Source organism: Kitasatospora sp. NPDC050543 (assembly GCF_044457565.1).
Classification (GTDB): Bacteria; Actinomycetota; Actinomycetes; order Streptomycetales; family Streptomycetaceae; genus Kitasatospora.
Genome location: NZ_JBITGZ010000002.1, coordinates 140,058 through 163,749 on the forward strand (window position 1 = coordinate 140,058; position 23,692 = coordinate 163,749).

Sequence of the window (23,692 nt, forward strand, 5' to 3'; positions counted from 1 at the left end):
TGGTTTGGTTTTGTTTTTTGTTTGTGCTGGGGTTTTTGTTTTTGTTTGGTTGCTGGTTTTCCCCCCGGCGCTCCCCCCCCCCGGGGGCCCCCGCCCCCCCCCCGGGGGGGCCCCCCCTTCCGCGTGTCCGGGGCCCGGTGTCATGGCCGGGCGCGGGGCCCCGTTCAGGCGCCGTGGGAGCACCGGTAGGCGCCGGCGGGGGGGTACCGACATCCGCTCGATCCGCTCGCGGTCCTGCGACCCCTCCGGCGTGTACACCACCATGTAGTGCTCGGGCGCCGCGGGGATGGTCAGGTAGGCGGCCTTCATCCGCAGCTCGCCCACCACGGGGTGCCGGAACACCTTCAGCGCGGTCCGTGCCGGCGCCACCTCCTGCCGGGCCCACAGCTCGCGGAAGCGCTCGCTGACGGCCGTCAGCTGCTCGATGTAGTACTCCCAGGCCGGCTCGCCGACATGCTTGCCGTACGCGGCCCGCAGCACCCCGACCATCCTGGGCAGCTCCTCGTCCAGGTTCAGGAAGGGATTGCAGCAGGGTGGTGCGCTGACGGTGCACCACAGGCTGTTGAACCCGCCGGTCGGGGCGAGCGGCCGGCCGGCGCCGAACAGCGCGTCGTACGGGGCGTTGTGCAGCAGCACGTCGTAGCGGCTGTTGCAGACCGCGGCCGGCAGCGGCGCGAGGGCGTCCAGGATCACCTGCGTCGACGGATCGAGGGTGGGGTGCGCGGGCTGCGCGGCGGCGTCGACCGTCACCCCGGCGAGCCGGAACAGGTGATCCCGCTCGGTGCGGTCCAGCCGCAGCGACCTGGCCACCGCCGTCAGTACCTGCGCGCTGGCGTTGATCGGCCGGCCCTGCTCCAGCCACGTGTACCAGGTCACCCCGACCCCGGCGAGCTGCGCGACCTCCTCGCGGCGCAGCCCCGGGGTGCGCCGGCGCAGCCCGGGCGGCAGTCCGACCTCCTCCGGGGTGACCCTGGCCCGGCAGGCCTTGAGGAAGCCGGCCAGCTCGGTCCGGCGACGGTCCTGAGGCCGGGGCGTCGGGGCGGGGCTCTCGTCGAGGGTGGTCATACGGCACATCGTGCCGTACCCGGGACGGTGCTGACAGGTGCTGTCGGTACCAGGATCAGCAGGCTCTAACCACCGGTACCGGCGCCGCCGGAGACTGGACCCATGACGGACCTTCAGACCAGACCAGCCGCGCCCGCCGTGCCGACGGGACCCTCCGCGCCGGCCCGGACGGCCAGGCCCGGCCTGCTCCTCGCCCTCGTGCTGAGCGGCCAGTTCATGGCCGTGCTCGACGTTTCCATCGTGAACGTCGCCGTGCCCACCATCCGCACCGACCTGAACGCCTCCGGCGCCGCGCTGCAACTGGTCATCGCCGGCTACACCATCGCGTACGCGGTGCTGCTGATCACCGGTGCCCGGCTCGGCGCCCGGTACGGCTACAGCCGGCTCTTCCAGCTCGGTCTGGCCGCCTTCACCGCCGCCTCGCTCGCCTGCGGGCTGGCGCCGGGCACCGGCTCGCTGATCGGCTTCCGGCTGCTCCAGGGGGTGGGCGCGGCGCTGATGGTGCCCCAGGTGATGAGCCTGGTGCAGCGGACCTTCACCGGCGCCGCCAGGACCAGGGCGCTGGGGCTGTACTCGGCGGTGCTGGCCGGCGGCATGGCGGTCGGCCAGGTGCTCGGCGGGGTGCTGGTCAACGCGGATCTGTTCGGCACCGGCTGGCGGCCGGTGTTCCTGGTCAACGTGCCACTGGGCCTGGCCCTGCTGGCGGCCGGCGCCCGACTGCTGCCGAAGCTGCCGGGCGATCGCAGCCGGCGCTTCGACATCCCCGGCGTGGTGGTGCTGGCCGCCGCCCTCGGGCTGCTGGTGGTGCCGCTGGTGCTCGGCCACGAGCTGGGCTGGCCCACCTGGGGCTGGGCGATGCTGGCGGGCAGTGCGCTGCTCTTCGTGCTGTTCGCGGTGGTGGAGCGGGGTATCGCCCGGCGAGGCGGCCAGCCGCTGATCTCCGGACGGGTGCTGCGGGCGCCGGGGCTGCTCCCGGCCGCCGCTGCGATCTTCATGATCATGGCGGCCTTCTCCGGCTTCCTCTTCGCCTTCGCCCTGCACCAGCAGGCCGGACTCGGCCACAGCGCACTGCGGGCCGGCCTGCTGTCCGCGCCGGTGGCCGTCGGATTCGGGGTCTCCAGCCTGCACTGGCAGCGACTGCCGGGCCGGCTGCACCCCCCGCTGCCGCTGCTCGCGGCGCTGATCGTCGGCCCCGGTTACCTGCTGCTCGGGGCGCTGCTGAGCGACGGGTTGCGGATCGGCCCGGTGGCCGTGGCGCTGATGACCGGGCTCGGGCTGGTGGCGGGCTGCGCCTACGCGCCGCTGTTCGCCCGGGCCCTGGGCCGGGTCGCGCCGGCCGACGCGGCGGACGCCAGCGGTGTGATGGTGACGGTGATCCAGCTCGGCCAGGTGGTCGGCGTGGCGCTGCTGGGCACGATCTTCCTGGGCGAGGCGCGGCTGCCCGCCCCGGCCCGGGTGTCCGGGCACGCGTTGCTGGTCACCGCCGTCGCCGTCGCGGCCTGCTTCCTGCTGGCGGGACTGTTCGCCGCCCGCTCCCAGCGGGCGGTGCGGGCCCGCTAGCCGGGCACCCGAACGGATTAGTGGAGCACCCCTTCGACCGTGTAAAGTAGTCGATGTCGCCGAGGGAACGTTTCGGTGACATCGCAGGTCAAGGGGCTGTAGCTCAGTTGGTAGAGCGCTTGCATGGCATGCAAGAGGTCCGGGGTTCAATTCCCCGTAGCTCCACAGATCACCGAAGGCCGCCTCCCGCACCGGGGGGCGGCCTTCGGCGTTCCCAGGCACCGGGGGCCCCTGTCCGGGCCGCGCGGGCGGGCGCTACGGTCGTGTCATGGCCGACCTGGCGCGGAAGCGGAACGACGAGCTGGCCCGGATCCTGCACCAACTCGCCTGGAACCCGGAGCGGCTGGCCCGCGAGGTCAACCTCGCGCTGCCCGTCGGACTGGCGATCAGCTCCACCGCCCCCTACAAGTGGCGCGACCGTGGCATGGTCCCGCGGGCCCCGCACGACCAGACGGTCTGTGAGGTGCTCAGCCGCACCCTGGGCATCGCCGTCACGTACGAGCAGCTCTGGGGCCGGATGGGCAGCAACCGCGGCGCCAGGATCCTCTCCCCGCGGCTGCTCACCGACCCGTGGACGGCCGACACCGCGCAGACCGCGCTGGCCGAGGCCGGCGCCGACGCGGGGCCCGTCCGGCTGACCGACCTCTTCCGGGGCGACGAACTGGAACAGGCCGCCCGGCACTGGGCCTCCCCGCCGCCACCCGTCACCGGCGGCGAGGGCGCGCTGCGGATAGCCCCCGAGCAGCTCGCCGACCTCAGGCTCTCCCATGACAGCAAGCAGCGCCTGGAGCGCGCCTGCGGCGGCGGCCTGGTGCTCGACCCGGCCAAGGCCGAACTGGCGATGGTCGGCAAGCTGCTGGAGCTCGGCGCGTACCAGGAGCGGCTCGGGCGCGAGCTGTACGGCGCGGCCGGCCGGCTGGCCCGGCTGGTCGGCTGGGCCAACTACGACATGGGCAACGACGCCGCCGCGCAGCGCGCCTTCGTCGCCGCGCTAAGGGCCGCACACGTCAGCGGCGACCCGAGGCTGGGCGTGAGCGTGGTCGGCTGCCTCGCCGTGCAGGCCACCCACAACGCGGGCGGGCGCGGCCTGGACGCGGTCGCGATGCTCTCCACCGCGCTGCGCGCCGCCGACGAGGTGCTGACCCCGCGTGAACGCGCCCTCCAGCTCGGCCGGATCGCCCGCGCGCACGGCCGCAAGGGCGAGCAGATCAGCGCCGAGGCGGTCGCCGAGCGGGCGTTCCTGGCACTGGAGGGCGAGCCGGGCCACGGGCAGGAGCGGGCCGACCTGGAAGGCATGGTCGGGGAGGCGTACCTGTTCCTCGGCGACCACGAACGCGCCCGGGTGCTGCTCGCGGGCGCGGTGGCGGCGCTGGCACCCGAGCGGGCCAGGGCGAAGGCACTGCTGATGGTGCGCCTCGCCGACTCCCACCGGCGTACGGGGGAGTGGGAACGGGCCGCCGCGATCGCCGACGAGGCCAGGCTGCTGGCCGCCGGCATGCAGTCGGCCCGGGTGGCCCGGGCGCTGCGCGACTTCGACGCGGCCTGCAGAGCGGGATAACCGCCGGGGGCCTGGCGGGCTTGCGGTACCCTGAGCCCATGCGAACCGTGCGCCTGCTCCTTAGCCGGCCGCGCTGACCAGGACCGGCTGAGCCCTCGGGCGGGCGCCGGAGTCGGCGTGGCGTCCCCTCCTGCGAGGGGCTTTTTTGTTTTCCGGGCCTGCCGGGACCAACTGGTCCCGCCCCGGGAGCCCCGGCCGCCCCGGCCTCCGGTTCGCTAACTGACATCGATGGAGCTTGAAGGATCATGAGCGAGACGACCCCTGCTTCCGGCGCGGCCGAGGCCGCCACCGAGCCCTTCCGGTACAGCGCCACCCTGGCGGCGGAGATCGAGTCCCGCTGGCAGGACGTCTGGGAGAAGGAGGGGACGTTCGACGCCCCCAACCCGAGCGGCTCGCTGGCCGACCCCGGTGCCGGCGACGTGGCGGCGCGGCCGCACAGCTTCATCATGGACATGTTCCCGTACCCGTCGGGGGCCGGCCTGCACGTGGGCCACCCGCTGGGCTACATCGCCACCGACGTGTACGCCCGCTACCAGCGGATGACCGGCCACAACGTGCTGCACACGCTGGGCTACGACGCCTTCGGCCTGCCGGCCGAGCAGTACGCGGTGCAGACGGGCACCCACCCTCGGATTTCCACCGAGGCGAACATCATCAACATGCGCAAGCAGCTGCGCCGGCTGGGCCTGGGCCACGACTCGCGGCGCTCGATCGCCACGATCGACCCGGAGTACTACCGCTGGACGCAGTGGATCTTCCTGCAGATCTTCAACTCCTGGTACGACGAGGCGGCCGGCAAGGCCCGCCCGATCGCCGAGCTGATCGCCGAGTTCGCCGCCGGCTCCCGGCCGACCCCCGACGGCCGGGCCTGGTCCGAGCTGTCCGGCGCCGAGCGCGAGGACGTGCTGGGCGAGTACCGGCTGGCGTACTCCAAGGAGGTACCGGTCAACTGGTGCCCCGGCCTGGGCACCGTGCTGGCCAACGAGGAGGTCACCGCGGACGGCCGCTCCGAGCGCGGCAACTTCCCGGTCTTCAAGTCGAAGCTGCGCCAGTGGATGATGCGGATCACCGCGTACTCCGACCGCCTGATCTCCGACCTGGACATGCTGGACTGGCCCGAGGCCATCAAGCTGCAGCAGCGCAACTGGATCGGCCGCTCCGAGGGCGCGCGGGTCGACTTCGCGGTGGGCGAGGACGCCATCACCGTCTTCACCACCCGCCCTGACACCCTGTTCGGCGCCACCTACATGGTGCTGGCCCCCGAGCACGAGCTGGTCGACTCCATCGTCCCGGCCGCCTGGCCGGCGGACGTCCCGGCCGAGTGGACCGGCGGCGCCGCCACCCCCGGCGAGGCCGTCGCCGCCTACCGGGCCACCGCCGCCGCCAAGTCGGACGTCGAGCGCCAGGTCGAGGCCAAGGTCAAGACCGGTGTCTTCACCGGCTCCTACGCCGTGAACCCGGTCAGCGGCGAGCCCGTCCCGGTGTTCATCGCCGACTACGTGCTGATGGGCTACGGCACCGGCGCCATCATGGCCGTCCCCGCCCACGACCACCGCGACTTCGCCTTCGCGCGCGCCTTCGGCCTGCCGATGCGCTGCGTCGTCGAGCCGACCGACGGTCGCGGCCAGGACCCGGCCGAGTGGGACGACGCCTTCGACACCTACGACTCGGTGATCGTCAACTCCGCCCACGACGACCTGTCGCTGGACGGTCTGGGCGTGGTGGCCGCCAAGGCCGCCGCCACCGCCTGGCTGAGCGGACGCGGCATCGGCGAGGGCACCGTCAACTACCGTCTGCGCGACTGGCTGTTCAGCCGCCAGCGGTACTGGGGCGAGCCCTTCCCGATCGTCTACGACGAGGACGGCGTGATGCACGCGCTGCCCGAGTCGATGCTGCCGGTCGAGGTGCCCGTGGTCGATGACTACTCGCCGCACACCTACGACCCGTACGACTCCACCTCCTCGCCGAAGACCCCGCTGTCGCGCAACGAGGCCTGGGTCAACGTCGAGCTGGACCTGGGCGACGGCGTCAGGACCTACCGCCGCGAGACCAATACCATGCCCAACTGGGCGGGTTCCTGCTGGTACGAGCTGCGCTACATCGACCCGGCGAACCCGGCCAAGGTCGTCGACCCGGCCAATGAGGCGTACTGGATGGGCCCCACGGCCGAGAAGCCGGCCGGCGGCGTCGACCTGTACGTCGGCGGCGCCGAGCACGCCGTGCTGCACCTGCTGTACGCCCGCTTCTGGCACAAGGTGCTGCACGACCTGGGCCACGTCTCCTCGGTCGAGCCGTTCCACAAGCTGTTCAACCAGGGCATGATCACCGCCGACGTCTACCGCGACGAGCGGGGCTTCCCCGTGCCCGCCGCCGAGATCGAGGAGCGCGACGGCCAGTACTTCTGGCAGGGCGAGCCGGTCAAGCGCGAGGCCGGGAAGATGGGCAAGTCGCTCAAGAACGCGGTGGCGCCCGACGAGATCGCGGACGAGTACGGCGCCGACACCCTGCGCCTGTACGAGATGTCGATGGGCCCGCTGGACGTCTCCCGCCCCTGGGACACCCGCGCGGTGGTCGGCTCGTACCGCTTCCTGCAGCGGCTGTGGCGCAACGTCGTCTCGGAGACCACCGGCGAGCTGGTCGTCACGAACGAACCGGCCGACGAGCCGACGCTGCGCGCCCTGCACAAGGCGATCGACGGCATCCGCGGGGACCTGGCCGCGCTGCGCTTCAACACCGCCGTGGCCAAGGCGATCGAGCTGAACAACTACCTGGTCAAGCGCGGCTCCACCCCGCGCGAGGTGGCCGAGCAGATCGTGCTGCTGGTCGCCCCGCTGGCCCCGCACATCGCGGAGGAGCTGTGGCGCCGCCTGGGCCACCGCGAGTCGCTGGCCTTCGCCGACTTCCCCGTCGCCGACCCCGCGTACGTGGTCGACGAGGCCGTGACCTGCGTCGTCCAGATCAAGGGCAAGGTCAAGGCCCGCCTGGAGGTCGCCCCCACGATCTCCGATGCCGAGCTGGAGGCGCTGGCGCTGGCCGACCCGGCCGTCGTCGCGGCGATCGGTGACGCGCCGGTGCGCAAGGTCATCGCGCGCGCTCCGAAGCTGGTGAACATCGTCACGGGCTGACCCTGGTCGGTGTGACGTGGTGCGGCCCCGCCGGGATTCCGGCGGGGCCGCGCTGTGTTGTGTGCGGTGACTCCTGCCGTGGTGCGGGGCCGGGAGGAACCCGGCTGGGGTATCGCGTGCACCGGCGGGCGTGTGCGTGGGGCGCGTGGGTGGAATGAGTGGGGCGGGCGTTTCGGGCGGGCGTGAGGGATGGGTGTGGGCTGGGCGCGTGGGATGGCGTTGGGGTCGGGGTAATCCCCGATCTGTCCCTGATCTCCGGGGCGTTGCCCGGTTTGACCTGCCCGGGGGAGCGCCGGGGCGACTACGGTGGAAGCCTCGGTGACCGCGTCGGCCAGTGCTCCACGGCCGGTGGTGGTAGGCGCGGTGTGCCCGGCCCGGGTGCGCTCGGTTCGGCGGAAGGTGGCTCGTGATGGACGTGCTCGGTGTGGTGTTCGCTCTCGCCCTGCTCTTCGGTGTCGCGGTGCTGACCCTGGCGGTGGTCGGCACGGTCAAGGCCGCCAAGTCCATGGCCAGGAAGGTCGAGCGGCACGAGGCCAACGCCCGGCGCGCCGTCGAGAACGTCACGCTGCGGGCGAAGACGTACACCAAGCCCGGACCGCAGGGCCAGATCTCCGCCGTCCGGCTCGGCCTGCGGACCTCGCTCGACGGCACCCGGCAGGTGCTGGAGGGCGGCCTCGCCGAGGACAGCCAGCTGGCCGAGTCGCTGGGGCTGCTGGCCCGGCTCGACGCGCTCGCCGGCGAACTGGACGGTGAGCTGCGGCTGCTGGAGCGTGAGCCCGACACCGCGCGGATCGCCGCCAAGCTCCCGGAGCTGCGTGAGCGCGCCGAGCGGATCACCCACTCCGCCGAGACGATGCGCTGGGCAGCCCAGGACCGGATGCACCGCTTCGCGGACGACGAGCTGGCCCGCCTGAGCAAGGAGTGCGAGAACGAGGCCGGTGCCCTGCGGCACTGGGACACGGCAGCCGGGGGTGGGGCTGGTGGCGGCTCCGGCTCCGGCTCCGGCGCTGGGGCGTCTGGCGGGGCGGGGGCCTCTGCGGGCTCCTCCGGCTCGGCCGGCGGGCCTGGTCGGCCGCAGGCGCAGCGGGCCGGGCTGACCTCGGGCGGCGGGCGTCCGAGCGCGGAGGAGGCGCTCGGCCTCGCCGACGCGCTGGCCACCCGCCTGGCCCAGCGCCTGCGCAAGCCCAGCACGGGCTCCTCGGCGGGCTGAGCCGGCCCGAGCGGTCACCGGTGGCCCTTGCGGCGAGGTGAGGACCGTTCGCCTGCGCGACTGCCGCCCCGTGGCGCCGCCCGGGTGCGGTGCGCCCCGGGGCGGCAGCGCTTGCTCGTGGGTCCTCCCCTCCGGTCGGATCGGCTAGTCATCCGGCTATCCGGGTCATCCGGTCCATCGGTGGTCGCGGCGGCCGGCGAGGGGTGGGCGCTGTCCTCCGGACGGGACGGGGAGTAACCTCCGGCTCATGCCCGCCGACCTCGCAATCGTCACCGACTCCACGGCCTATCTGTCGCAGCCCGCAGTCGACCGCCACGGCATCACCATCGTGCCGCTGAGTGTCGCCGTCGGTGACGAGGTACTCGCCGAGGGGGTCGAGATCTCCCCGAAGGACGTGGCCGAAGCGCTGCGTGCCAAGCATCGGGTGACGACCTCGCGGCCCGGCCCCGAGACCTTCGCCGCCGCCTACCGCGCGGCCGCCGAGGCCGGCGCCAGCGGGGTGGTCTCGCTGCACATCTCGGCCGAGCTGTCGGGCACGTACGAAGCGGCCGTGCTCGCCGCCGCGCAGGCCCCGATTCCGGTCCGAGTGGTGGACAGCCGCCTGGTGGGCATGGCCCTCGGGTACTGCGTGCTGACGGCCGCCGAGGCCGCCGAGGCCGGTCTCGGTCTGGACGCGGTGGCGGACGCCGCCGCGCAGCGGGCCGCGCGGACCAGCGGGTTCTTCTACGTGGACACCCTCGAACACCTCCGCCGCGGCGGCCGGATCGGCGCCGCCCGGGCGCTGCTCGGCTCGGCACTCGCGGTGAAGCCGCTGCTGCACCTGTCGGCCGGGCGGATCGAGCCGCTGGAGAAGGTCCGCACCGCGTCGCGGGCGATCGCGCGCCTGGAGGAGATCGCCGTCGAGCAGGCGGGCGAGCGCGAGGTGGACATCACCGTGCACCACCTGGCCGCGGCCGAGCGGGCCGAGCCGCTCGCCGAGCGTCTGCGTGAGCGGGTGCCCGGGTTGCGGGAGCTGTACGTGGGTGAGGTGGGTGCCGTGATCGGCGCGCACGTCGGCCCCGGGCTGCTCGCGGTGGTGCTCTCGCCGCGCTGATCGGCGCAGTGGGCGGGGCGGGGCGGGGCGGGGTCGGGGCGGTGGTCGGCCGGGGGCCGGGGCTGGTTCGGGCCCGCTCGCCCGCCGGTTCGGGGTGGCTGATCACCCGTGTGGGGGACATGAGTTATCCACAGGGCCCGGTTGTCCACAGGCTTTTGGCGACTTCCCCGCGGTGCTTGATCTGCCCGTACCGTCCTCGGGCATGAGGACCCTGACACCCGGTGCCGCCAGGCGCCGTGAGACCGCTGAGACCGTCCGCGACCGGATCTCCACGCTCTTCGCCGTCGAGCCGCTGCCGGCCTCGGCACCGCACCTCGCGATCGGGGCGTCAGGCTCCGACGAGCTCCCGGACAGCTGGCCGCTCGGGCCGGAGCCGGAGCCGGAGCCGGCGTCGGGGGTGGGGGCGGGGCGGGAGCCGGGGCCGAGACCGCTGCCGAAGCCGCCTCCTGACGCTCCGCCGTCCGAGTCGCGACCCTCGGAACCCTCGGGGCCGCCCCTGGACGAAGGCCTGCTCGTGCCCGAGCGCCGGCGGCGCGTCACCGGGCCGAGCCACGCGCGCTCCTGGCCCGTTCGGTCATGGTGGCCGTCGCTGATGCTGGATCGGCGCGCCGTGCTGGGGCTGGCCGTCCTGCTTCTGCTGGCCGTCGGGTACGCCGTGCAGCACTTCTGGCTCGGCCGGCCGCAGGCGGTGCCGATCCCCGCGGCCGTGGCGCCGACGGCGGAGGTCGTGCGGGGAGCCGGCACGACCGCTCCCGCCGTGCCCGCGGCCTCCGCGGCCGTGGTGGTGGACATCGCGGGCAAGGTCCACGCGCCGGGCCTGCGCACTCTCCCCACCGGGTCCAGGGTGGCCGACGCACTGCGGCTGGCGGGCGGCCCGCTCCCCGACGCCGACACCAAGGGCCTCAACCTGGCGAGGGTGCTGACGGACGGTGAGCAGATCGTGGTAGGGGAGCCGGCGCCGCTGGCGGCTGCCACGGGTGTGTCCAAGGCGCCGTTCAGCCTCAACCACGCCACTCTCGAACAGCTCGACTCGCTGCCGGGTGTCGGTCCGACCTTGGCTCAGCGCATCCTCGCGTACCGAGATGCGCACGGCCCCTTTCGGTCGCTCGACCAGCTGCGCGAGGTCAGTGGGATCGGCGAGCGCACCTTCACCGAGCTGCGGCCACTGCTCCTGCTCTGACCCACTCTGACCCACTCTGACGTTCACCTGATCGACTCGACTCGACTCGACCCGCCTCGGCCCGGCCCGCCGTACCGCCTACCGGATCGGAGGTGACCTGATTCCCGCACCCGCCGACACTCCGCTCGCCCCTTCCTCCTCCTCCCGCGGCGTGCCTGTCCAGGCCGTCCCGCCCGACCCGACGACCTCGCCCCGCCCGGCGGATCTCCGCCTGCTGCTGCCCACCGCCTCGGCGTGGGCGGTCACGGCGGTGGTGCTGAGCCTCGATCCGAGCCACAGCGCCGCCTCGGCCGGTGCGGCCGTCGGTGCCGTCGCCCTGGCCGGGTACCTGCTGGCCCGATCCGGCGGGCGGACCTTCCGAGCCCAGCACCGTCATGGGCCGAGCAGCCGCCGCGCCGCGTCCGTGACCCTGGCCGTCGTGCTGCTCACCGCAGCCGCTGCCACCGCCACCACCCTGCTCCACACCGCCGACCTGCATCGAGGACCGCTGCCGGCGCTGGCCGCACCACCGGAGGACCCGCCGGCGCCGCGCCCGGGCGAGCCGCCGGCCCGCGCTCCCGCCGCCCCACCCGACCTGCTCGTCGAGCTCACCATCGCGGGCGACCCCGAACCGCGTACGTCGCGCAGCCGGGGGACGGCCCCCGGCCAGTCACTGGTCACCGTGGACGCCATCGCCGACAAGGTGACCACCAGGGCGGGCGCCGAGCCGCCCGCCACCACCCGGACCCGCACCCCCGTCACCGTCATGGTCCGGGCCGAGGACGCCCAGCGCTGGCAGGTGCTGCTCCCGTCCACCCGGATCGCCGCCGACGTCCGGGTCCTCCCGGCGGGGGAGGGCCACGACGACACGGCCGCGCTGCTCCTCGCGCACGGGCCGCCCAGGGTGCTGGCGCAGCCCGGCCTCGTCCAGCGGATCGCGGGCGGCCTGCGGGCCGGTCTCCGCTCGGCCTGCGACCATCTCCCCGCCGATGCGCGAGGCCTGCTGCCGGGCCTGGTCGTCGGCGACACCTCCCGGCTGCCCGACGACCTGCGCGACGCGTTCCGGGCCACCGACCTCGTCCATCTCACCGCCGTCAGCGGCGCGAACCTGTCGATCGTCCTGTTCGTCCTGCTCGGCGCCCCCGGCCGGGCCGGCACACCCGAGCGCCTGGGGCTCGCCGCCCTGCTCGGGCTCTCGCTGCGCAGCACCGCCGTCCTCGGGACGGCCGTCGTCCTGGGCTTCGTCACGATCTGCCGGCCGGAGCCGAGCGTGCTGCGGGCCGCCGCCACCGGCCTGATCGGGCTGCTCGCACTCGGCACCGGCCGTTCCCGCCAGGCGGTTCCGGCACTCTCGGGCGCGGTACTGCTGCTGGTCCTGCTGGATCCCTTCCTCGCCCACTCCTACGGGTTCCTGCTCTCGGTGCTCGCCACCGCGGGCCTGCTGACCCTCAGTCCGCGCTGGGCGGCCGCACTGCGCGAGCGCGGCTGGCCGCGTCACCTCGCAGCCGGCTTCGCGGCGGCCGCAGCGGCGCAGGTGCTCTGCGCACCGGTCACGGTGCTGCTCGCGCCCAGGGTCAGCCTCGTCGCCGTGCCCTGCAACCTGCTCGCCGAACTGGCCGTCACCCCGGCCACCCTGCTGGGCTTCGCGGCGCTCGCGGTCCACCCGCTGTCCGCCGCGGCCGCCGGATTCCTGGCCGACCTGGCGGCCGTCCCGGCGGGTTGGCTGGCGGTGGTCGCCCGGCACGGTGCCGCGATGCCGGGCGCTCAACTCTCCTGGCCCGGTGGCCTGCCCGGAGCCGTCGTCCTCGCGCTGGCCACCCTTGCCGCCTACTGGGCCGCCCCACTCCTGCTGCCCGCGCCCACCGCACCGGACGCCGCCGCCCGGGAGCCCCGGACGCGCCGGGTCGCGGGTGCCCCGGCCCGGGCCGTCCTGGCCGGCGTGTTCGCCCTCGTCCTGCTGGCCCTGCTGCTGCGCCCGCCGGTGCTGACCAGGATCACCACGGGCTGGCCGCCCGCCGGGTGGCGGCTGGCGGTGTGCGACATCGGCCAGGGGGACATGCTGGTGCTGCCGATCGTCCCGGAGAGTGAGCCGGAGGCCGCGCCGGACAGCGCGGTGGTCATCGACACGGGCCCGGATCCACGCACCGCCGACGCCTGCCTGCGGGATCTGGGCATCACCAGCGTGCCGCTGCTGCTGGTGACGCACTTCCATGCGGATCATGTGGAGGGCGTGCCCGGGGTGCTGCGCGGGCGGGAGGTCGGCGCGATCGAGGGCAGCACGCTGGACGAGCCGCCGGGTGAGGCGGCGAGAGTGCGGGGGTGGGCGGCGGCCGCCGGCGTCCCACTGCTGCGTGCCGCTCGGGGCGAGCACCGCACGGCCGGACCGTCCCTCTCCTGGGAGGTCCTCTGGCCGGACGACCAGCAGCCGGCCCGGGCCATCGCGCAGCCGGGCCCGGGCGCGCCGCCTGACGCGCGGTCGAGCTCGCCGTACGGCGCCGCCGCGCCGGGGGCGAACAACGCCAGCGTCGCGCTGCTCGCGACCGTCGGGCGGGCCGACCGGCCCGGGGGAGGCCTGCGCATCGCGCTGCTCGGCGACCTGGAGCCGTCGGCGCAGGCCGTGCTGCTCAACCGGTTGAGGCCCGGCCGGGTGGACGTCCTCAAGGTGGCGCACCACGGTTCGGCGAACCAGGACTGGGACTTGGCGGCCGCCTTGCGCCCCCGGCTGGCCCTCATCTCCTGCGGCCGGGACAACCCCTACGGCCACCCGTCCCCCAGGACGGTCGACCGCCTACGAGCCCTGGGCGCAACCGTCCTGCGTACGGACCAGGCCGGGGACATCGCCGTCCTCGGCGACAGCCCCGCGGCCCTCCGCGCGGCCACCCACCCGCCGGACCGGCCGGAGGCGCGATGACCGGCGTCGGGTGGTCCGGCGACGTCGGATGGTCCGGTGAGGAGTCCGCCGAGCAGTGCGTTGAGCAGTTCGGAGGGCCGGGCCGGGATCAGCCCTCCTCGCGCCAGCCTTCGTACTCGGCGGCGAGGGCGTCCAGTACGGTCAGCAGCTCGGTCGTCCACCCGGTCTCCGGCGGTTCCACGACCACCAGCCACTGCGCGTCCTCGGCGTCGTCCTCGCCGGCGAGGGCGTCACGGACGACCTCAAGGTCGCCGAGGTCCAGCCGGCGGGCGGAGAGCTCTTCGGCGGCCTCGTCGGCGGCGTCGCGGTCGGGCAGGACGAGCAGCTGGCGGGCCTGGAGGTCGATGTTGTCATTCTCGGTCACGCCCTCATTCTCCCGACCCCGTCCGACGCACTTCCGCCCACCCCGGCACCCGGGAACAGCCGCTCCGGCGAGCCGCCGCGCAGCACGTCCGGGCTCCCGGCGCCTGCGGGCCCGCGTCGCACCGGTACCGGTACGCGTACCTGTGCCGGGCCGGTTCCGGTCCTCCCCACCGCCGGACGATGCCGGACGGCGCCGGAGGTGTCCGTGGCGCGTGGGATGCTGGTACGCGATGGCCAGGAAGAGTGCACCCGACGACCTGCTCGCCCCACTGACCCTTGCGGTCGGCCAGGAGGAGCTGCTGCTCGATCGCGCGGTCGCCCAGGTGGTGGCGGCGGCGAAGGCGGCGGATCCGGACACCGACGTACGCGATCTCGCCCCCGGTGCGCTCCAGCCCGGCAGCCTTGCCGAGCTCACCACGCCCTCGCTCTTCGCCGAGCGCAAGGTGATCGTGGTGCGGGCCGCGCAGGATCTGTCCGCCGACTCCGTGAAGGAGGTCAAGGCGTACATCGAGTCCCCGGCCGAAGAAGTGATCATGGTGCTGGTGCACGCCGGCGGCGCGAAGGGCAAGGGGTTGCTCGACGCGGGCCGCAAGGCGGGTGGCCGCGAAGTGCAGTGCGCCAAGCTGTCCAAGGCGGGGGAGCGGCTCGCCTTCGTCAAGGGCGAGTTCCGTACGCTCGGCCGGTCCGCGACCCAGGAGGCGTGCCAGACGCTGCTCGATGCCCTCGGCAGTGACCTGCGTGAACTGGCGGCCGCGTGCAGCCAGCTGACCGCCGACGTCGAGGGCACCATCGACGAGACGGTTGTCGCCCGCTACTACAGCGGCCGGGCCGAGGCCACCGGCTTCGAGGTGGCCGACCTCGCGGTCACCGGCCGGGCCGCCGAGGCGCTGGAGCGGTTGCGCTGGGCGCTGGCGGTCGGTCAGCCGCCCACCGGTATCACGTATGCGCTGGCGTCGGGCGTCCGCAGCATCGGGCGGCTGGCCACCACCGGCCGGAACATGCGCCCCGCCGACCTGGCTCGCGAGCTGGGCATGCCGCCGTGGAAGGTCGACCGGGTGCGCCAGCAGATGCGTGGCTGGACGGGCGACGCGGTGGCGACGGCGCTGACGGCGATCGCGCAGGCCGACGCGGCGGTCAAGGGCGGCTCGGACGACCCGGCCTACGCGCTGGAGCGTGCCGTGGTCGCGGTCGCGAAGGCCGCCCGCTCCGGCGCCCGCACCTACTGAGCAGCGCCGAAAGCAGGCCGGCCCCACTCCGCTCACGAGCTCACGAGCTCACGAGCTCTCCCGCTCACGCCCCCAACGACTGGCCGCCTCAACGCCGGGCCGTCATCCGCCGACCGCCTTCAGGGCGTCCCGGCCGTCGGCGAGCAGTGCCTGCCTGATCGTCTCCCGGTCGGGTGCGGTCGTCTTGCCCTGCTGGTAGCTGCCGCTCCAGGAGAAGTAGAGCGTCATGCCGCCGTCCCGGACCTCCAGCAACTGGCTGACGCTGCGCCAGGTCTTGTCAGAGCCACTGGGCTCCTCGCGGAAGGCGACGAAGGCCTGCTCACCGAGGTTCGGTACGTCGCTGATCTGGTACTGCTGCTGCTGGAGGGCAGACCTGGCGGCCTCGAACTCGGGGCGGGCGCTCACGGCCTTGTGCAGGTTGATGTCCAGGTACAGCGTGGCGTAGTCGCTGTCGCCGGTGCCGGTGCGCTTCTGCGACGCACTGCAGGACATCGAGTCCAGCGCGGAGTGCCGGGTGCTGTGGTGGTAGGGCGAGTCGTCCTTCGACGGGTAGAGCTGGCTGAACTTGACGAACTTGGCCGTCTCGCACAGATCGTCCACCACGCGGTACTTGGCCACGCTCTCCGGCGAGCTCGCGGTGCTGACCAGGCCCGGCAGGCCGAGCACGGCGGCGGTCCAGGCGCCGGAGGCCAGTACCGCGCCGGCGAAGGCCCAGCCCGCGTTGCGGCGCAGGCCGCCCTTGCGGCCGGCGGGCGCGGCGGGCACGCCGGGTGCAGCGGCCATGGCGGGGCCGTACCCGGGAGCGGCGAAGGGCGGCGGTTGCTGCGTCGGGAAGCTCCCGTAGCCCGAGCCGGCCTGCGGTGGCGTCGCCATGGAGATCCCCCTGTGTGGTCCGGCAGTGCGGGTGCGTCCCCGCCCGGACCGCGGGCGCGGCTGCCCGCCCGATCAGGCGATCGGCCGGTCCGGCGAGCGATCCCGGTCCGACGACGATATCGGGATGACCCGCGAGTCCCCCGCTGGGGCAGGTCCGCGGGCCGGGCCCCCGTGCCGGGCGTGCCGCCGTGCCCGCAGATGCGTACTGCCCGCCCGGAGTGATCCGGACGGGCAGTCGGCGAACGGCCTGTGACCAGGCAAGTCCGCGGTCAATCTGTGCACCGCACCCGCGTGGCGAACGCAGGCCGCGTGCGGTACGAGTCTGTGCGCCTCAGGGTTCCGGGTAGAGGGCCGGTTCGACCTGAGGGGGTGGGGCAGGAGCCCCGAGGCGTCAGGCCTGGACGGCGTTGACGCGCTTGGTGATGGCCGACTTCTTGTTGGCGGCCTGGTTGGCGTGGATGACGCCCTTGCTCACGGCCTTGTCGAGGGCCTTGGAGGCCTCGCGGGCCAGCACGGTGGCCTTCTCGGTCTCGCCGGTGGCAGCGGCCTCGCGGGCCTTGCGCAGAGCGGTCTTCAGCGAGGACTTGACGGCCTTGTTGCGCAGGCGCGCCTTCTCGTTGGTCTTGTTGCGCTTGATCTGGGACTTGATGTTCGCCACGAAGGAGCCTCAGTCTTGTTCGTAATGGTTTGAACGAGGTTGCACCGGTCGGCTCGGGGTCAGCTGAGAGGGCATGCCAGAGCCGGGTGCAGCGACCAACGCTACCAGGGGCCTCGGCCCCGGCCCAAACCGGAGCCCGCCCGCGTACCGGAGCCCGCCCGTGTACCGGAGCCCGCCCGCGTACCGGAGGCCGTCCGTGTACCGGGGCCCGTCCGCCGAACCGCGCCGTCCGTCGGGCTGCGCCGCGCAGACATGTACGAGGACAGGAATGCGCGAAGCAGGCCTGCGCGAAGCAGGAATGCACGAAGCATGCCCGCCCACGCGCCGCGCAGCCGCTGCTATGCGAGGAGCAGTGGCTCCCCGTAGTGCTCGACCTCGGGGAACGGCGCGTAGAAGTGGTGCAGCAGCGCCCGCCACCGCTGGTACTCCGGGGAGCGGCGGAATCCCTCGGTGTGGTCGGCGAGCGTCTCCCACTCCACCTGGAGCAGGAAGCGCGAGTCGCGCCCCTCGTCCAGGCAGCGTCGCAGCCGCAGCGAAAGGAAGCCGTGCTGCACCGCGATCAGCGGCCTGGCCTCGGCGAACGCTGCCAGGAACTCGTCCTCCCGGCCCGGAAGGACGTCGAGCAGTGCGCTTTCCAGGATCACGGCCCGGAGTCTACGGGCCGCCTGCGGACGGCTGCGGTGTCCCGGTGGCCACACTCGGCGGGGGCGGGCGGCCGGGCGGCCGGTGGGCCTCGGCGGCCTGCGTGAGAGCTGGACAGCGAGGCGGCGCGGGCTCGTGGGAAGATGGGTGGAACCATTTCGATCGGACGAGACCGTCCGGTCCCGGGAGCAGCCGGTCAGCGATGATCCGGACACCCCGGCCCCCGGACCAACGGAGAATCGGACCAAGGTGCCCGCGACCCCCAGCAATGTGCCAGAGCCCAGCCGTACCGACCCGGCGCTGATCCGCAACTTCTGCATCATCGCCCACATCGACCACGGCAAGTCGACCCTCGCAGACCGGATGCTGCAGATCACCGGCGTGGTCGACCCCCGGCAGATGCGCGCCCAGTACCTCGACCGTATGGACATCGAGCGCGAGCGCGGCATCACCATCAAGTCGCAGGCGGTCCGCCTCCCCTGGGCGCCGACGGTCGGCGAGGGCGCGGGTACGACCCACATCCTCAACATGATCGACACCCCGGGCCACGTCGACTTCACCTACGAGGTGTCCCGCTCGCTCGCCGCGTGCGAGGGCACCGTCCTCGTGGTGGACGCCGCGCAGGGCATCGAGGCGCAGACCCTCGCCAACCTGTACCTGGCGCTGGAGAACGACCTCACGATCGTCCCGGTGCTCAACAAGATCGACCTGCCGGCCGCCCAGCCGGAGAAGTACGCCGCGGAGCTCGCCCACATCATCGGCTGCGACCCCTCGGACGTCCTCAAGGTCAGCGCCAAGAGCGGCCTCGGCGTGCCGGAGCTGCTCGACCACCTGGTCGAGAAGATCCCGGCCCCGGTCGGCGTCAAGAACGCCCCGGCCCGCGCGATGATCTTCGACTCGGTCTACGACTCATACCGCGGTGTGGTCACCTACGTGCGTGTCGTCGACGGCCAGCTCACCAAGCGTGAGCGGATCGCGATGATGTCCACCGGCGCGACCCACGAGCTGCTGGAGATCGGCGTCATCTCGCCCGAGCCGAAGGTCGCCGACGGCCTCGGCGTCGGCGAGGTCGGCTACATCATCACCGGTGTGAAGGACGTCCGGCAGTCCAAGGTCGGTGACACCATCACCTCGATGCACAAGGGTGCGACCGAGCCGCTCGGCGGCTACAAGGACCCGCGCCCGATGGTGTTCTCCGGCCTGTACCCGCTGGACGGCAGCGACTACCCGCTGCTTCGCGACGCGCTCGACAAGCTGCGCCTGAACGACGCCGCGCTGGTGTACGAGCCGGAGACCTCGGTCGCGCTCGGCTTCGGCTACCGCTGCGGGTTCCTCGGCCTGCTCCACCTGGAGATCATCCGGGAGCGCCTGGAGCGCGAGTTCAACCTCGACCTGATCTCCACCGCCCCGAACGTGATCTACCGGGTGGTCATGGAGGACGGCACCGAGCACACCGTCACCAACCCCAGCGAGTTCCCCACCGGCAAGATCGCCGAGGTGTTCGAGCCGGTGGTGCGCGGCACCATCCTCGCGCCGAACGAGTTCGTCGGCGCGATCATGGAGCTCTGCCAGACTCGCCGAGGCAACCTCCAGGGCATGGACTACCTCTCCGAGGACCGGGTCGAGCTGCGCTACACCCTGCCGCTCGCCGAGATCGTCTTCGACTTCTTCGACCACCTGAAGTCCAAGACCCGCGGCTACGGCTCCTTCGACTACGAGCCCATCGGTGAGCAGAGCGCCAGCCTGGTCAAGGTCGACATCCTGCTGCACGGCGACGCGGTGGACGCGTTCTCCGCGATCGTGCACAAGGACAAGGCCTACAACTACGGCGTGATGATGGCCGGCAAGCTCCAGAAGCTGATCCCGCGCCAGCAGTTCGAGGTGCCGATCCAGGCGGCCATCGGCTCGCGCGTGATCGCCCGTGAGACCGTCCGCGCGATCCGCAAGGACGTCCTCGCCAAGTGCTACGGCGGTGACATCTCGCGTAAGCGCAAGCTGCTGGAGAAGCAGAAGGAAGGCAAGAAGCGGATGAAGATGGTCGGCCGTGTGGAGGTCCCGCAGGAGGCCTTCATCGCGGCGCTGTCCACCGACGCGGACGCTCCCAAGGAGAAGAAGTAGCGGTAGGCCGCACAGCGCGCAGGGCCCGGGGCGACCAGCCCCGGGCCCTGCGCGTAGCCGTAGCCGCGGCTGTAGCCCGGAGCCATCGCCGCCGGCTCTAGCGCAGTGAGCCGGCCACGTAGCGGACGATGCCGGCCTTGATGAGCCGCCCGGCGGCGCCCGTGACCACCGTCCGCCGCATCGAGTCGTCGCCGTGGATCAGCTGGAACAGCCCGTCCTCGCGACCGAGGCTGAGGCACTGCCCGGCGTACCTGAAGTCGAACGGCTTCGAGGTCCGCCCGCTGAGCAGCCGGCCGGTGTACTGGCCCATCGGCAGCGCGGTCGCGCAGCCCATCCGCAGGGTGCCGATGCCGGGGACGCTGACCGCGGCGGCGTCCCCGATCACGTGGACGTCGGGGTGCGAGAGCGAGCGCAGGTACTCGTCCACCAGGGCCCGGCCGTGCGGGTCCACGTCCAGGCCGGACTCGGCGGCCAGCGGGTGCGCCTCCATCGAGGCGGCCCAGGCCACCACGTCGGCCTCGACCCGCCCCCGGCCGGTGCCGAGACCGTCCGCCGCGACGGCCGTCACCGGCGTGTGCTCGTGCACCTGGACGCCGAGCCGCGCCAGCACCCGCAGGACGTGCGCGCGTCCCTTGGGCGAGAACCAGCCGCCCACCTCGCCCGCCGCCAGGATCCGCACCCGCCACGCCGGGTACGCCTCGGCCAGCTCGGCCGCCAGCTCGATGCCGGTCGGGCCGCCGCCGACCACGGCCAGGGTGCCCGGGCGGCGGGCGCTGCGCAGCCCGCGGCGGGCGCTGCGCAGCCGCTCGCGCAGCCCGGCGGCGCGCTCCACCGGGTAGGCGTGCTCGGCGGCGCCCGGTACGCCGTGCCAGGCGGTCCGGCTGCCGAGGGCGTGCACCAGGGTGTCGTAGCCGAGGCTCTCGCCGGAGTCCAGGAAGACCTTGCGGCCGGCGGGGTCGAGCTCGGTGACCCGCGCCCGCAGATGGGTCACCTGGCGCCCGCGCAGCAGGGTGGCGATCTCGGGCCGGTGCTCGGGGCGGCCGGCCGCGGTCTCGTGCTGGCGGATCCGGTGCAGGAAGCGGGTCTCGGGGGCGATCAGGGTCACCCGGTGCCGCCGGCCGGTCCGGGTGGCCGCGGACAGCCCCGCGTAGCCCGCGCCCACCACGACGATGTGCTTGCCGGTCATGTCGTCCTCCTCCGCTGCGGCAGTGCCGCGATCGCGCTGCGATCGCGCCTGTTCGAGAAGGGGACGAGGTAGCCGGTCAGGGTGTGACGGTGACCCTCGTCACATGCGTGAGCTTCTGCGGATTGACCACGATGTGCGCCTCGGTGATCCGCCCGTCGGCGACGGTGAGGGCGAGTACGCCGCCGACCGTGCCGTCCGCGTCATGGAAGAGCAGGCCCGGCTCGCCGTTGACCAGTGCGAACGCCACGCCGAAGGTGTCGGCGAACTTCCTGGCCAGGCCGGCCACCAGCCGCGAGACCTTGTCCGCGCCGAACACGGGCCTGGCGCCCGCGCTGACGATGCCGCCACCGTCCGAGTGCCAGACCACGTCCGGGTCGAGCACGTCCAGCAGGGCGCGGATGTCGCCGCCGGCGGTGGCGGCGGCGAAGGCGCGCACCACCTGCCGGTGTTCGGCGGGGTCGACCGGGCCGCGTCGCCCGCCGGCCCTGACCCGGCGCCGGGCGCGGGAGGCCAGCTGGCGGGCGGCGTCGGGGGTGCGCTCCAGCGAGGCGGCGATCTCATCGAAGCCGACCGAGAACACGTCGTGCAGGACGAACGCGGCGCGCTCGGCGGGGGTGAGCTGCTCCAGCACGGCCAGCAGCGCGAGCGAGACGGACTCGCCGAGCTCGGCCCGCTGGGCGGGGGTGTCCTCGTCCGAGACCAGCGGCTCCGGCAGCCACTCGCCGAAGTAGGACTCGCGCCGCACCCGGGCGGAGCCGAGCAGGTCGTAGCAGAGCCGGGTGACGACGGTGGTCAGGTACGCGCGCGGGTCGTCCACCGCGGAGCGGTCGGCCGCGCGCCAGCGGAGCCAGGCCTCCTGGAGGACGTCCTCGGCGTCGGTGAGCGAGCCGAGCAGCCGGTAGGCGACCGAGCCCAGGTAGCGCCGCTGCGCCTCGAAGGCATCCGCAGGGGTGCTCACGGAGGTGTTCGCGGAGGCGTTCGCGGGGGTGGCGCCCGTACGGGCTGAACTGTCGTCACTCACCGGGCCAAGGTATCGCCCAGGCCCTCGGGCGTCATCAGCCGTCAGCGGCCCGGCGGGCGTTCCCCGGCCCGGCCCGGGCGGTCAGCCGGTCAGCCGGTGGTGGCTTCGAGCAGCCGGCGCAGCAGGTGGTTGAGCTGCGCCGCCTCGTCCGCGTCGAGCGCGGCGAGGGCCTGCTGCTGCTCGGCCAGGCCCGCGCCGACGGCCCGGTCGATCAGCTCCAGCCCGGTGGGGGTGAGGGTGACCCGCAGTCCGCGCCGGTCGTTCGGGTCGGGGGAGCGGGTGACCAGCCCGGCGCGCTCCAGCTTGTCCAGCCGGCCGGTCATGCCGCCGGTGGTCAGCATCAGGCTGGCCGTCAGCTCGCGCGGGGAGAGCGTGTACGGCGCGTCCGAGCGGCGCAGGGTGGCCAGTACGTCGAACTCGCCCCGGCCGATGCCGAAGGCGCCGTACGCCTGCTCCATCCGGTCGCCCATGGCGCGTGAGATGCGAAAGATCCGGCCGAACGCGGTCATCGCCTCGGTCCGCAGGTCGGGCCGTACCCGGGCCCACTGCTCGGCGATGGTGTCGACGGCGTCGCGGCGCGGGGCGGGGTCCTGGTTCTGCTGCTCCATGGGGAGAGTCTTCCACAGGATCGCTTAGCGGGAAGTAGTTCTTCGGAAAGTAGCTTGACGACAAGTAGCTTACTGTTAAGTTACTTGCATGCCTTCTAGTCCGAGGCGGGGTGCCCCTTCCACAACCCGCCTCGGTTCCCGCCACCCGCGCAGCCTGAACCGGAGTCACCTGATGCGTACCGTCGCCCTCACCGCGCTCGCCCCGCTCGCCTGGGGCTCCACCTATGCCGTGACCGCCGAACTCCTGCCCCCCGACCGGCCGCTGCTCGCGGCCACCCTGCGCGCCCTGCCGGCCGGGCTGCTGCTGCTCGCCGTGACCCGGACACTGCCGCGCGGCGCCTGGTGGTGGAAGGCCGCCGTGCTCGGCGCCCTCAACATCGGGGTCTTCTTCGCCCTGCTCTTCATCGCCGCCTACCGGCTGCCCGGCGGGGTCGCGGCGGTGCTCGGCGCGGTGCAGCCGCTGCTGGCCGCGGGACTGGCGGTACCGCTGCTGGGTGAGCGGCTGAGCGGGCGGGCGCTCGCGGCGGGCCTGGCGGGGGTCGGCGGGGTGGCGCTGGTGGTGCTCAAGGCCACCGCCCGGCTGGACGGCGTCGGCGTGCTGGCCGGCCTGGCCGGGGCCGCGTGCATGGCGGCCGGGACGGTGCTGGCCAAGCGCTGGGGCCGGCCGGAGGGGGTCGGCCCGCTCGCCCTGACGGGCTGGCAGCTCACCGCGGGCGGGCTGCTGCTCCTGCCGGCCGCCCTTCTCGCCGAGGGGCTCCCGCCGGCGCTGAGCGCCACCAACGCGGCCGGCTACCTCTACCTGGCGACCGCGAACACGGCGCTCGCGTACTGGCTCTGGTTCCGTGGCATCGGCCGGCTGCCCGCGACCTCGGTGGCCTTCCTCGGCCTGCTGAGCCCGCTCTCGGCGGCGGCCATCGGCTGGGTCGCGCTCGGCCAGTCGCTGACGCTGCTCCAGCTGCTGGGCATGGCGGTGGCCCTGGGCAGCGTCCTGCTCGGCCAGCGCCGCCCGGCGGCGAAGACCCCGGCCGCCCCGGCCGCCCCGGCTGCCGTGGGCCCCGAGGCTCCCACGGCCTCGCCCGCCGCCCGGCGGTAGCCCGGCAGGCACGGCACAGCCCCGCACACCACGCCAGGGCACAGCCCCGCACACCACGCCAGGGCACAGCACACCACACCACGCCAGGGCACGGCACAACAGAGCACGGCACGCCAGAGCGCCGGGGCCAGTAGACGGGCCGGCCCACCGCCCGCTCCCGCCCCCGGGCCCCTGCGCGGCCCGGGGGACCCCGCGCCGCCCACCCGGCCCGCGGCGCGCCCCC

The 23,692-nt window shown here is 73.7% G+C and carries 18 protein-coding genes and 1 tRNA gene; 11 read left to right on the top strand and 8 right to left on the bottom strand.

Going from position 1 to position 23,692, the window contains the following annotated elements:
• The coding region (locus tag ACIBH3_RS02990) for a helix-turn-helix transcriptional regulator (RefSeq protein ID WP_396310074.1) at positions 1 to 1,065 on the bottom strand (1,065 nt) is incomplete at its 3' end.
• Positions 1,066 to 1,167: 102 nt separating this feature from the next.
• On the opposite strand from ACIBH3_RS02990, the gene ACIBH3_RS02995 reads away from it, so the two are divergent.
• From ACIBH3_RS02995 to ACIBH3_RS03030, 8 genes are all read left to right on the top strand, one after another.
• On the top strand, positions 1,168 to 2,625 hold the full coding sequence (locus tag ACIBH3_RS02995; protein ID WP_396310075.1) for an MFS transporter: 1,458 nt from the start codon (positions 1,168 to 1,170) through the stop codon (positions 2,623 to 2,625).
• A 92-nt stretch (positions 2,626 to 2,717) separates the two neighbouring features.
• A tRNA-Ala gene (locus ACIBH3_RS03000) sits at positions 2,718 to 2,790 on the top strand.
• 103 nt (positions 2,791 to 2,893) lie between these two features.
• Positions 2,894 to 4,183 carry a hypothetical protein gene (locus ACIBH3_RS03005; RefSeq protein WP_396310076.1) on the top strand — a complete coding sequence of 430 codons (1,290 nt, stop codon included), beginning with the start codon at positions 2,894 to 2,896 and terminating at the stop codon, positions 4,181 to 4,183.
• A gap of 245 nt (positions 4,184 to 4,428) precedes the next feature.
• On the top strand, positions 4,429 to 7,308 hold the full coding sequence (gene leuS, locus ACIBH3_RS03010) for a leucine--tRNA ligase (RefSeq protein WP_396310077.1): 2,880 nt from the start codon (positions 4,429 to 4,431) through the stop codon (positions 7,306 to 7,308).
• Between the two features lie 409 nt (positions 7,309 to 7,717).
• Complete coding sequence (locus tag ACIBH3_RS03015; RefSeq protein WP_396310078.1) at positions 7,718 to 8,518, top strand: hypothetical protein; 801 nt, start codon at positions 7,718 to 7,720, stop codon at positions 8,516 to 8,518.
• A gap of 247 nt (positions 8,519 to 8,765) precedes the next feature.
• Complete coding sequence (locus ACIBH3_RS03020; protein ID WP_396310079.1) at positions 8,766 to 9,611, top strand: DegV family protein; 846 nt, start codon at positions 8,766 to 8,768, stop codon at positions 9,609 to 9,611.
• A 592-nt stretch (positions 9,612 to 10,203) separates the two neighbouring features.
• Positions 10,204 to 10,791, top strand: a complete 588-nt coding sequence (locus ACIBH3_RS03025; protein ID WP_396310080.1) for a helix-hairpin-helix domain-containing protein — start codon at positions 10,204 to 10,206, stop codon at positions 10,789 to 10,791.
• Between the two features lie 151 nt (positions 10,792 to 10,942).
• A complete protein-coding gene (locus ACIBH3_RS03030; protein WP_396310081.1) occupies positions 10,943 to 13,681 on the top strand; it encodes a ComEC/Rec2 family competence protein in 2,739 nt (912 codons plus the stop codon).
• Between the two features lie 88 nt (positions 13,682 to 13,769).
• Here ACIBH3_RS03030 and ACIBH3_RS03035 read toward each other — a convergent pair whose 3' ends face one another.
• On the bottom strand, positions 13,770 to 14,006 hold the full coding sequence (locus ACIBH3_RS03035; protein ID WP_396310349.1) for a hypothetical protein: 237 nt from the start codon (positions 14,004 to 14,006) through the stop codon (positions 13,770 to 13,772).
• A 268-nt stretch (positions 14,007 to 14,274) separates the two neighbouring features.
• Here ACIBH3_RS03035 and holA point away from each other — a divergent pair, with 268 nt between their 5' ends.
• Positions 14,275 to 15,270: a DNA polymerase III subunit delta gene (holA, locus tag ACIBH3_RS03040; RefSeq protein WP_396310082.1), complete on the top strand. Its 996-nt coding sequence runs from the start codon at positions 14,275 to 14,277 to the stop codon at positions 15,268 to 15,270.
• A 102-nt stretch (positions 15,271 to 15,372) separates the two neighbouring features.
• Here the strand turns inward: holA and ACIBH3_RS03045 are convergent, their stop codons facing one another.
• From ACIBH3_RS03045 to ACIBH3_RS03055, 3 genes are all read right to left on the bottom strand, one after another.
• Entirely contained in the window at positions 15,373 to 16,143 is a 771-nt protein-coding gene (locus ACIBH3_RS03045) for a hypothetical protein (protein WP_396310083.1), read from the bottom strand.
• Positions 16,144 to 16,534: 391 nt separating this feature from the next.
• Positions 16,535 to 16,801: a 30S ribosomal protein S20 gene (rpsT, locus tag ACIBH3_RS03050; protein WP_396310084.1), complete on the bottom strand. Its 267-nt coding sequence runs from the start codon at positions 16,799 to 16,801 to the stop codon at positions 16,535 to 16,537.
• A 338-nt stretch (positions 16,802 to 17,139) separates the two neighbouring features.
• A complete protein-coding gene (locus ACIBH3_RS03055; protein WP_396310085.1) occupies positions 17,140 to 17,445 on the bottom strand; it encodes an antibiotic biosynthesis monooxygenase family protein in 306 nt (101 codons plus the stop codon).
• 247 nt (positions 17,446 to 17,692) lie between these two features.
• On the opposite strand from ACIBH3_RS03055, the gene lepA reads away from it, so the two are divergent.
• Entirely contained in the window at positions 17,693 to 19,561 is a 1,869-nt protein-coding gene (gene lepA / locus ACIBH3_RS03060; protein WP_396310086.1) for a translation elongation factor 4, read from the top strand.
• A 97-nt stretch (positions 19,562 to 19,658) separates the two neighbouring features.
• On the opposite strand, the gene ACIBH3_RS03065 is transcribed toward lepA, so the two are convergent.
• From ACIBH3_RS03065 to ACIBH3_RS03075, 3 genes are all read right to left on the bottom strand, one after another.
• Positions 19,659 to 20,747, bottom strand: a complete 1,089-nt coding sequence (locus ACIBH3_RS03065; protein WP_396310087.1) for an NAD(P)/FAD-dependent oxidoreductase — start codon at positions 20,745 to 20,747, stop codon at positions 19,659 to 19,661.
• A 76-nt stretch (positions 20,748 to 20,823) separates the two neighbouring features.
• Positions 20,824 to 21,768 (bottom strand): RNA polymerase sigma factor SigJ, encoded by a 945-nt coding sequence (sigJ, locus tag ACIBH3_RS03070; protein ID WP_396310088.1) that lies wholly within the window; start codon positions 21,766 to 21,768, stop codon positions 20,824 to 20,826.
• 89 nt (positions 21,769 to 21,857) lie between these two features.
• Complete coding sequence (locus ACIBH3_RS03075; protein ID WP_396310089.1) at positions 21,858 to 22,376, bottom strand: MarR family winged helix-turn-helix transcriptional regulator; 519 nt, start codon at positions 22,374 to 22,376, stop codon at positions 21,858 to 21,860.
• A gap of 172 nt (positions 22,377 to 22,548) precedes the next feature.
• On the opposite strand from ACIBH3_RS03075, the gene ACIBH3_RS03080 reads away from it, so the two are divergent.
• Positions 22,549 to 23,469, top strand: a complete 921-nt coding sequence (locus ACIBH3_RS03080; protein ID WP_396310090.1) for an EamA family transporter — start codon at positions 22,549 to 22,551, stop codon at positions 23,467 to 23,469.
• Positions 23,470 to 23,692 lie beyond the last annotated feature (223 nt).

Excerpts from the sequence above, each read along its gene's own strand:
- ACIBH3_RS03045 (WP_396310083.1), bottom strand. The coding sequence starts at position 16,143 with ATGGCGACGCCACCGCAGGCCGGCTCGGGCTACGGGAGCTTCCCGACG.
- holA (WP_396310082.1), top strand. The coding sequence starts at position 14,275 with ATGGCCAGGAAGAGTGCACCCGACGACCTGCTCGCCCCACTGACCCTT.
- ACIBH3_RS02995 (WP_396310075.1), top strand. The coding sequence starts at position 1,168 with ATGACGGACCTTCAGACCAGACCAGCCGCGCCCGCCGTGCCGACGGGA.
- ACIBH3_RS03065 (WP_396310087.1), bottom strand. The coding sequence starts at position 20,747 with ATGACCGGCAAGCACATCGTCGTGGTGGGCGCGGGCTACGCGGGGCTG.
- leuS (WP_396310077.1), top strand. The coding sequence starts at position 4,429 with ATGAGCGAGACGACCCCTGCTTCCGGCGCGGCCGAGGCCGCCACCGAG.
- ACIBH3_RS03025 (WP_396310080.1), top strand. The coding sequence starts at position 10,204 with ATGCTGGATCGGCGCGCCGTGCTGGGGCTGGCCGTCCTGCTTCTGCTG.
- ACIBH3_RS03080 (WP_396310090.1), top strand. The coding sequence starts at position 22,549 with ATGCGTACCGTCGCCCTCACCGCGCTCGCCCCGCTCGCCTGGGGCTCC.
- ACIBH3_RS03015 (WP_396310078.1), top strand. The coding sequence starts at position 7,718 with ATGGACGTGCTCGGTGTGGTGTTCGCTCTCGCCCTGCTCTTCGGTGTC.
- ACIBH3_RS03075 (WP_396310089.1), bottom strand. The coding sequence starts at position 22,376 with ATGGAGCAGCAGAACCAGGACCCCGCCCCGCGCCGCGACGCCGTCGAC.
- ACIBH3_RS03020 (WP_396310079.1), top strand. The coding sequence starts at position 8,766 with ATGCCCGCCGACCTCGCAATCGTCACCGACTCCACGGCCTATCTGTCG.
- ACIBH3_RS03005 (WP_396310076.1), top strand. The coding sequence starts at position 2,894 with ATGGCCGACCTGGCGCGGAAGCGGAACGACGAGCTGGCCCGGATCCTG.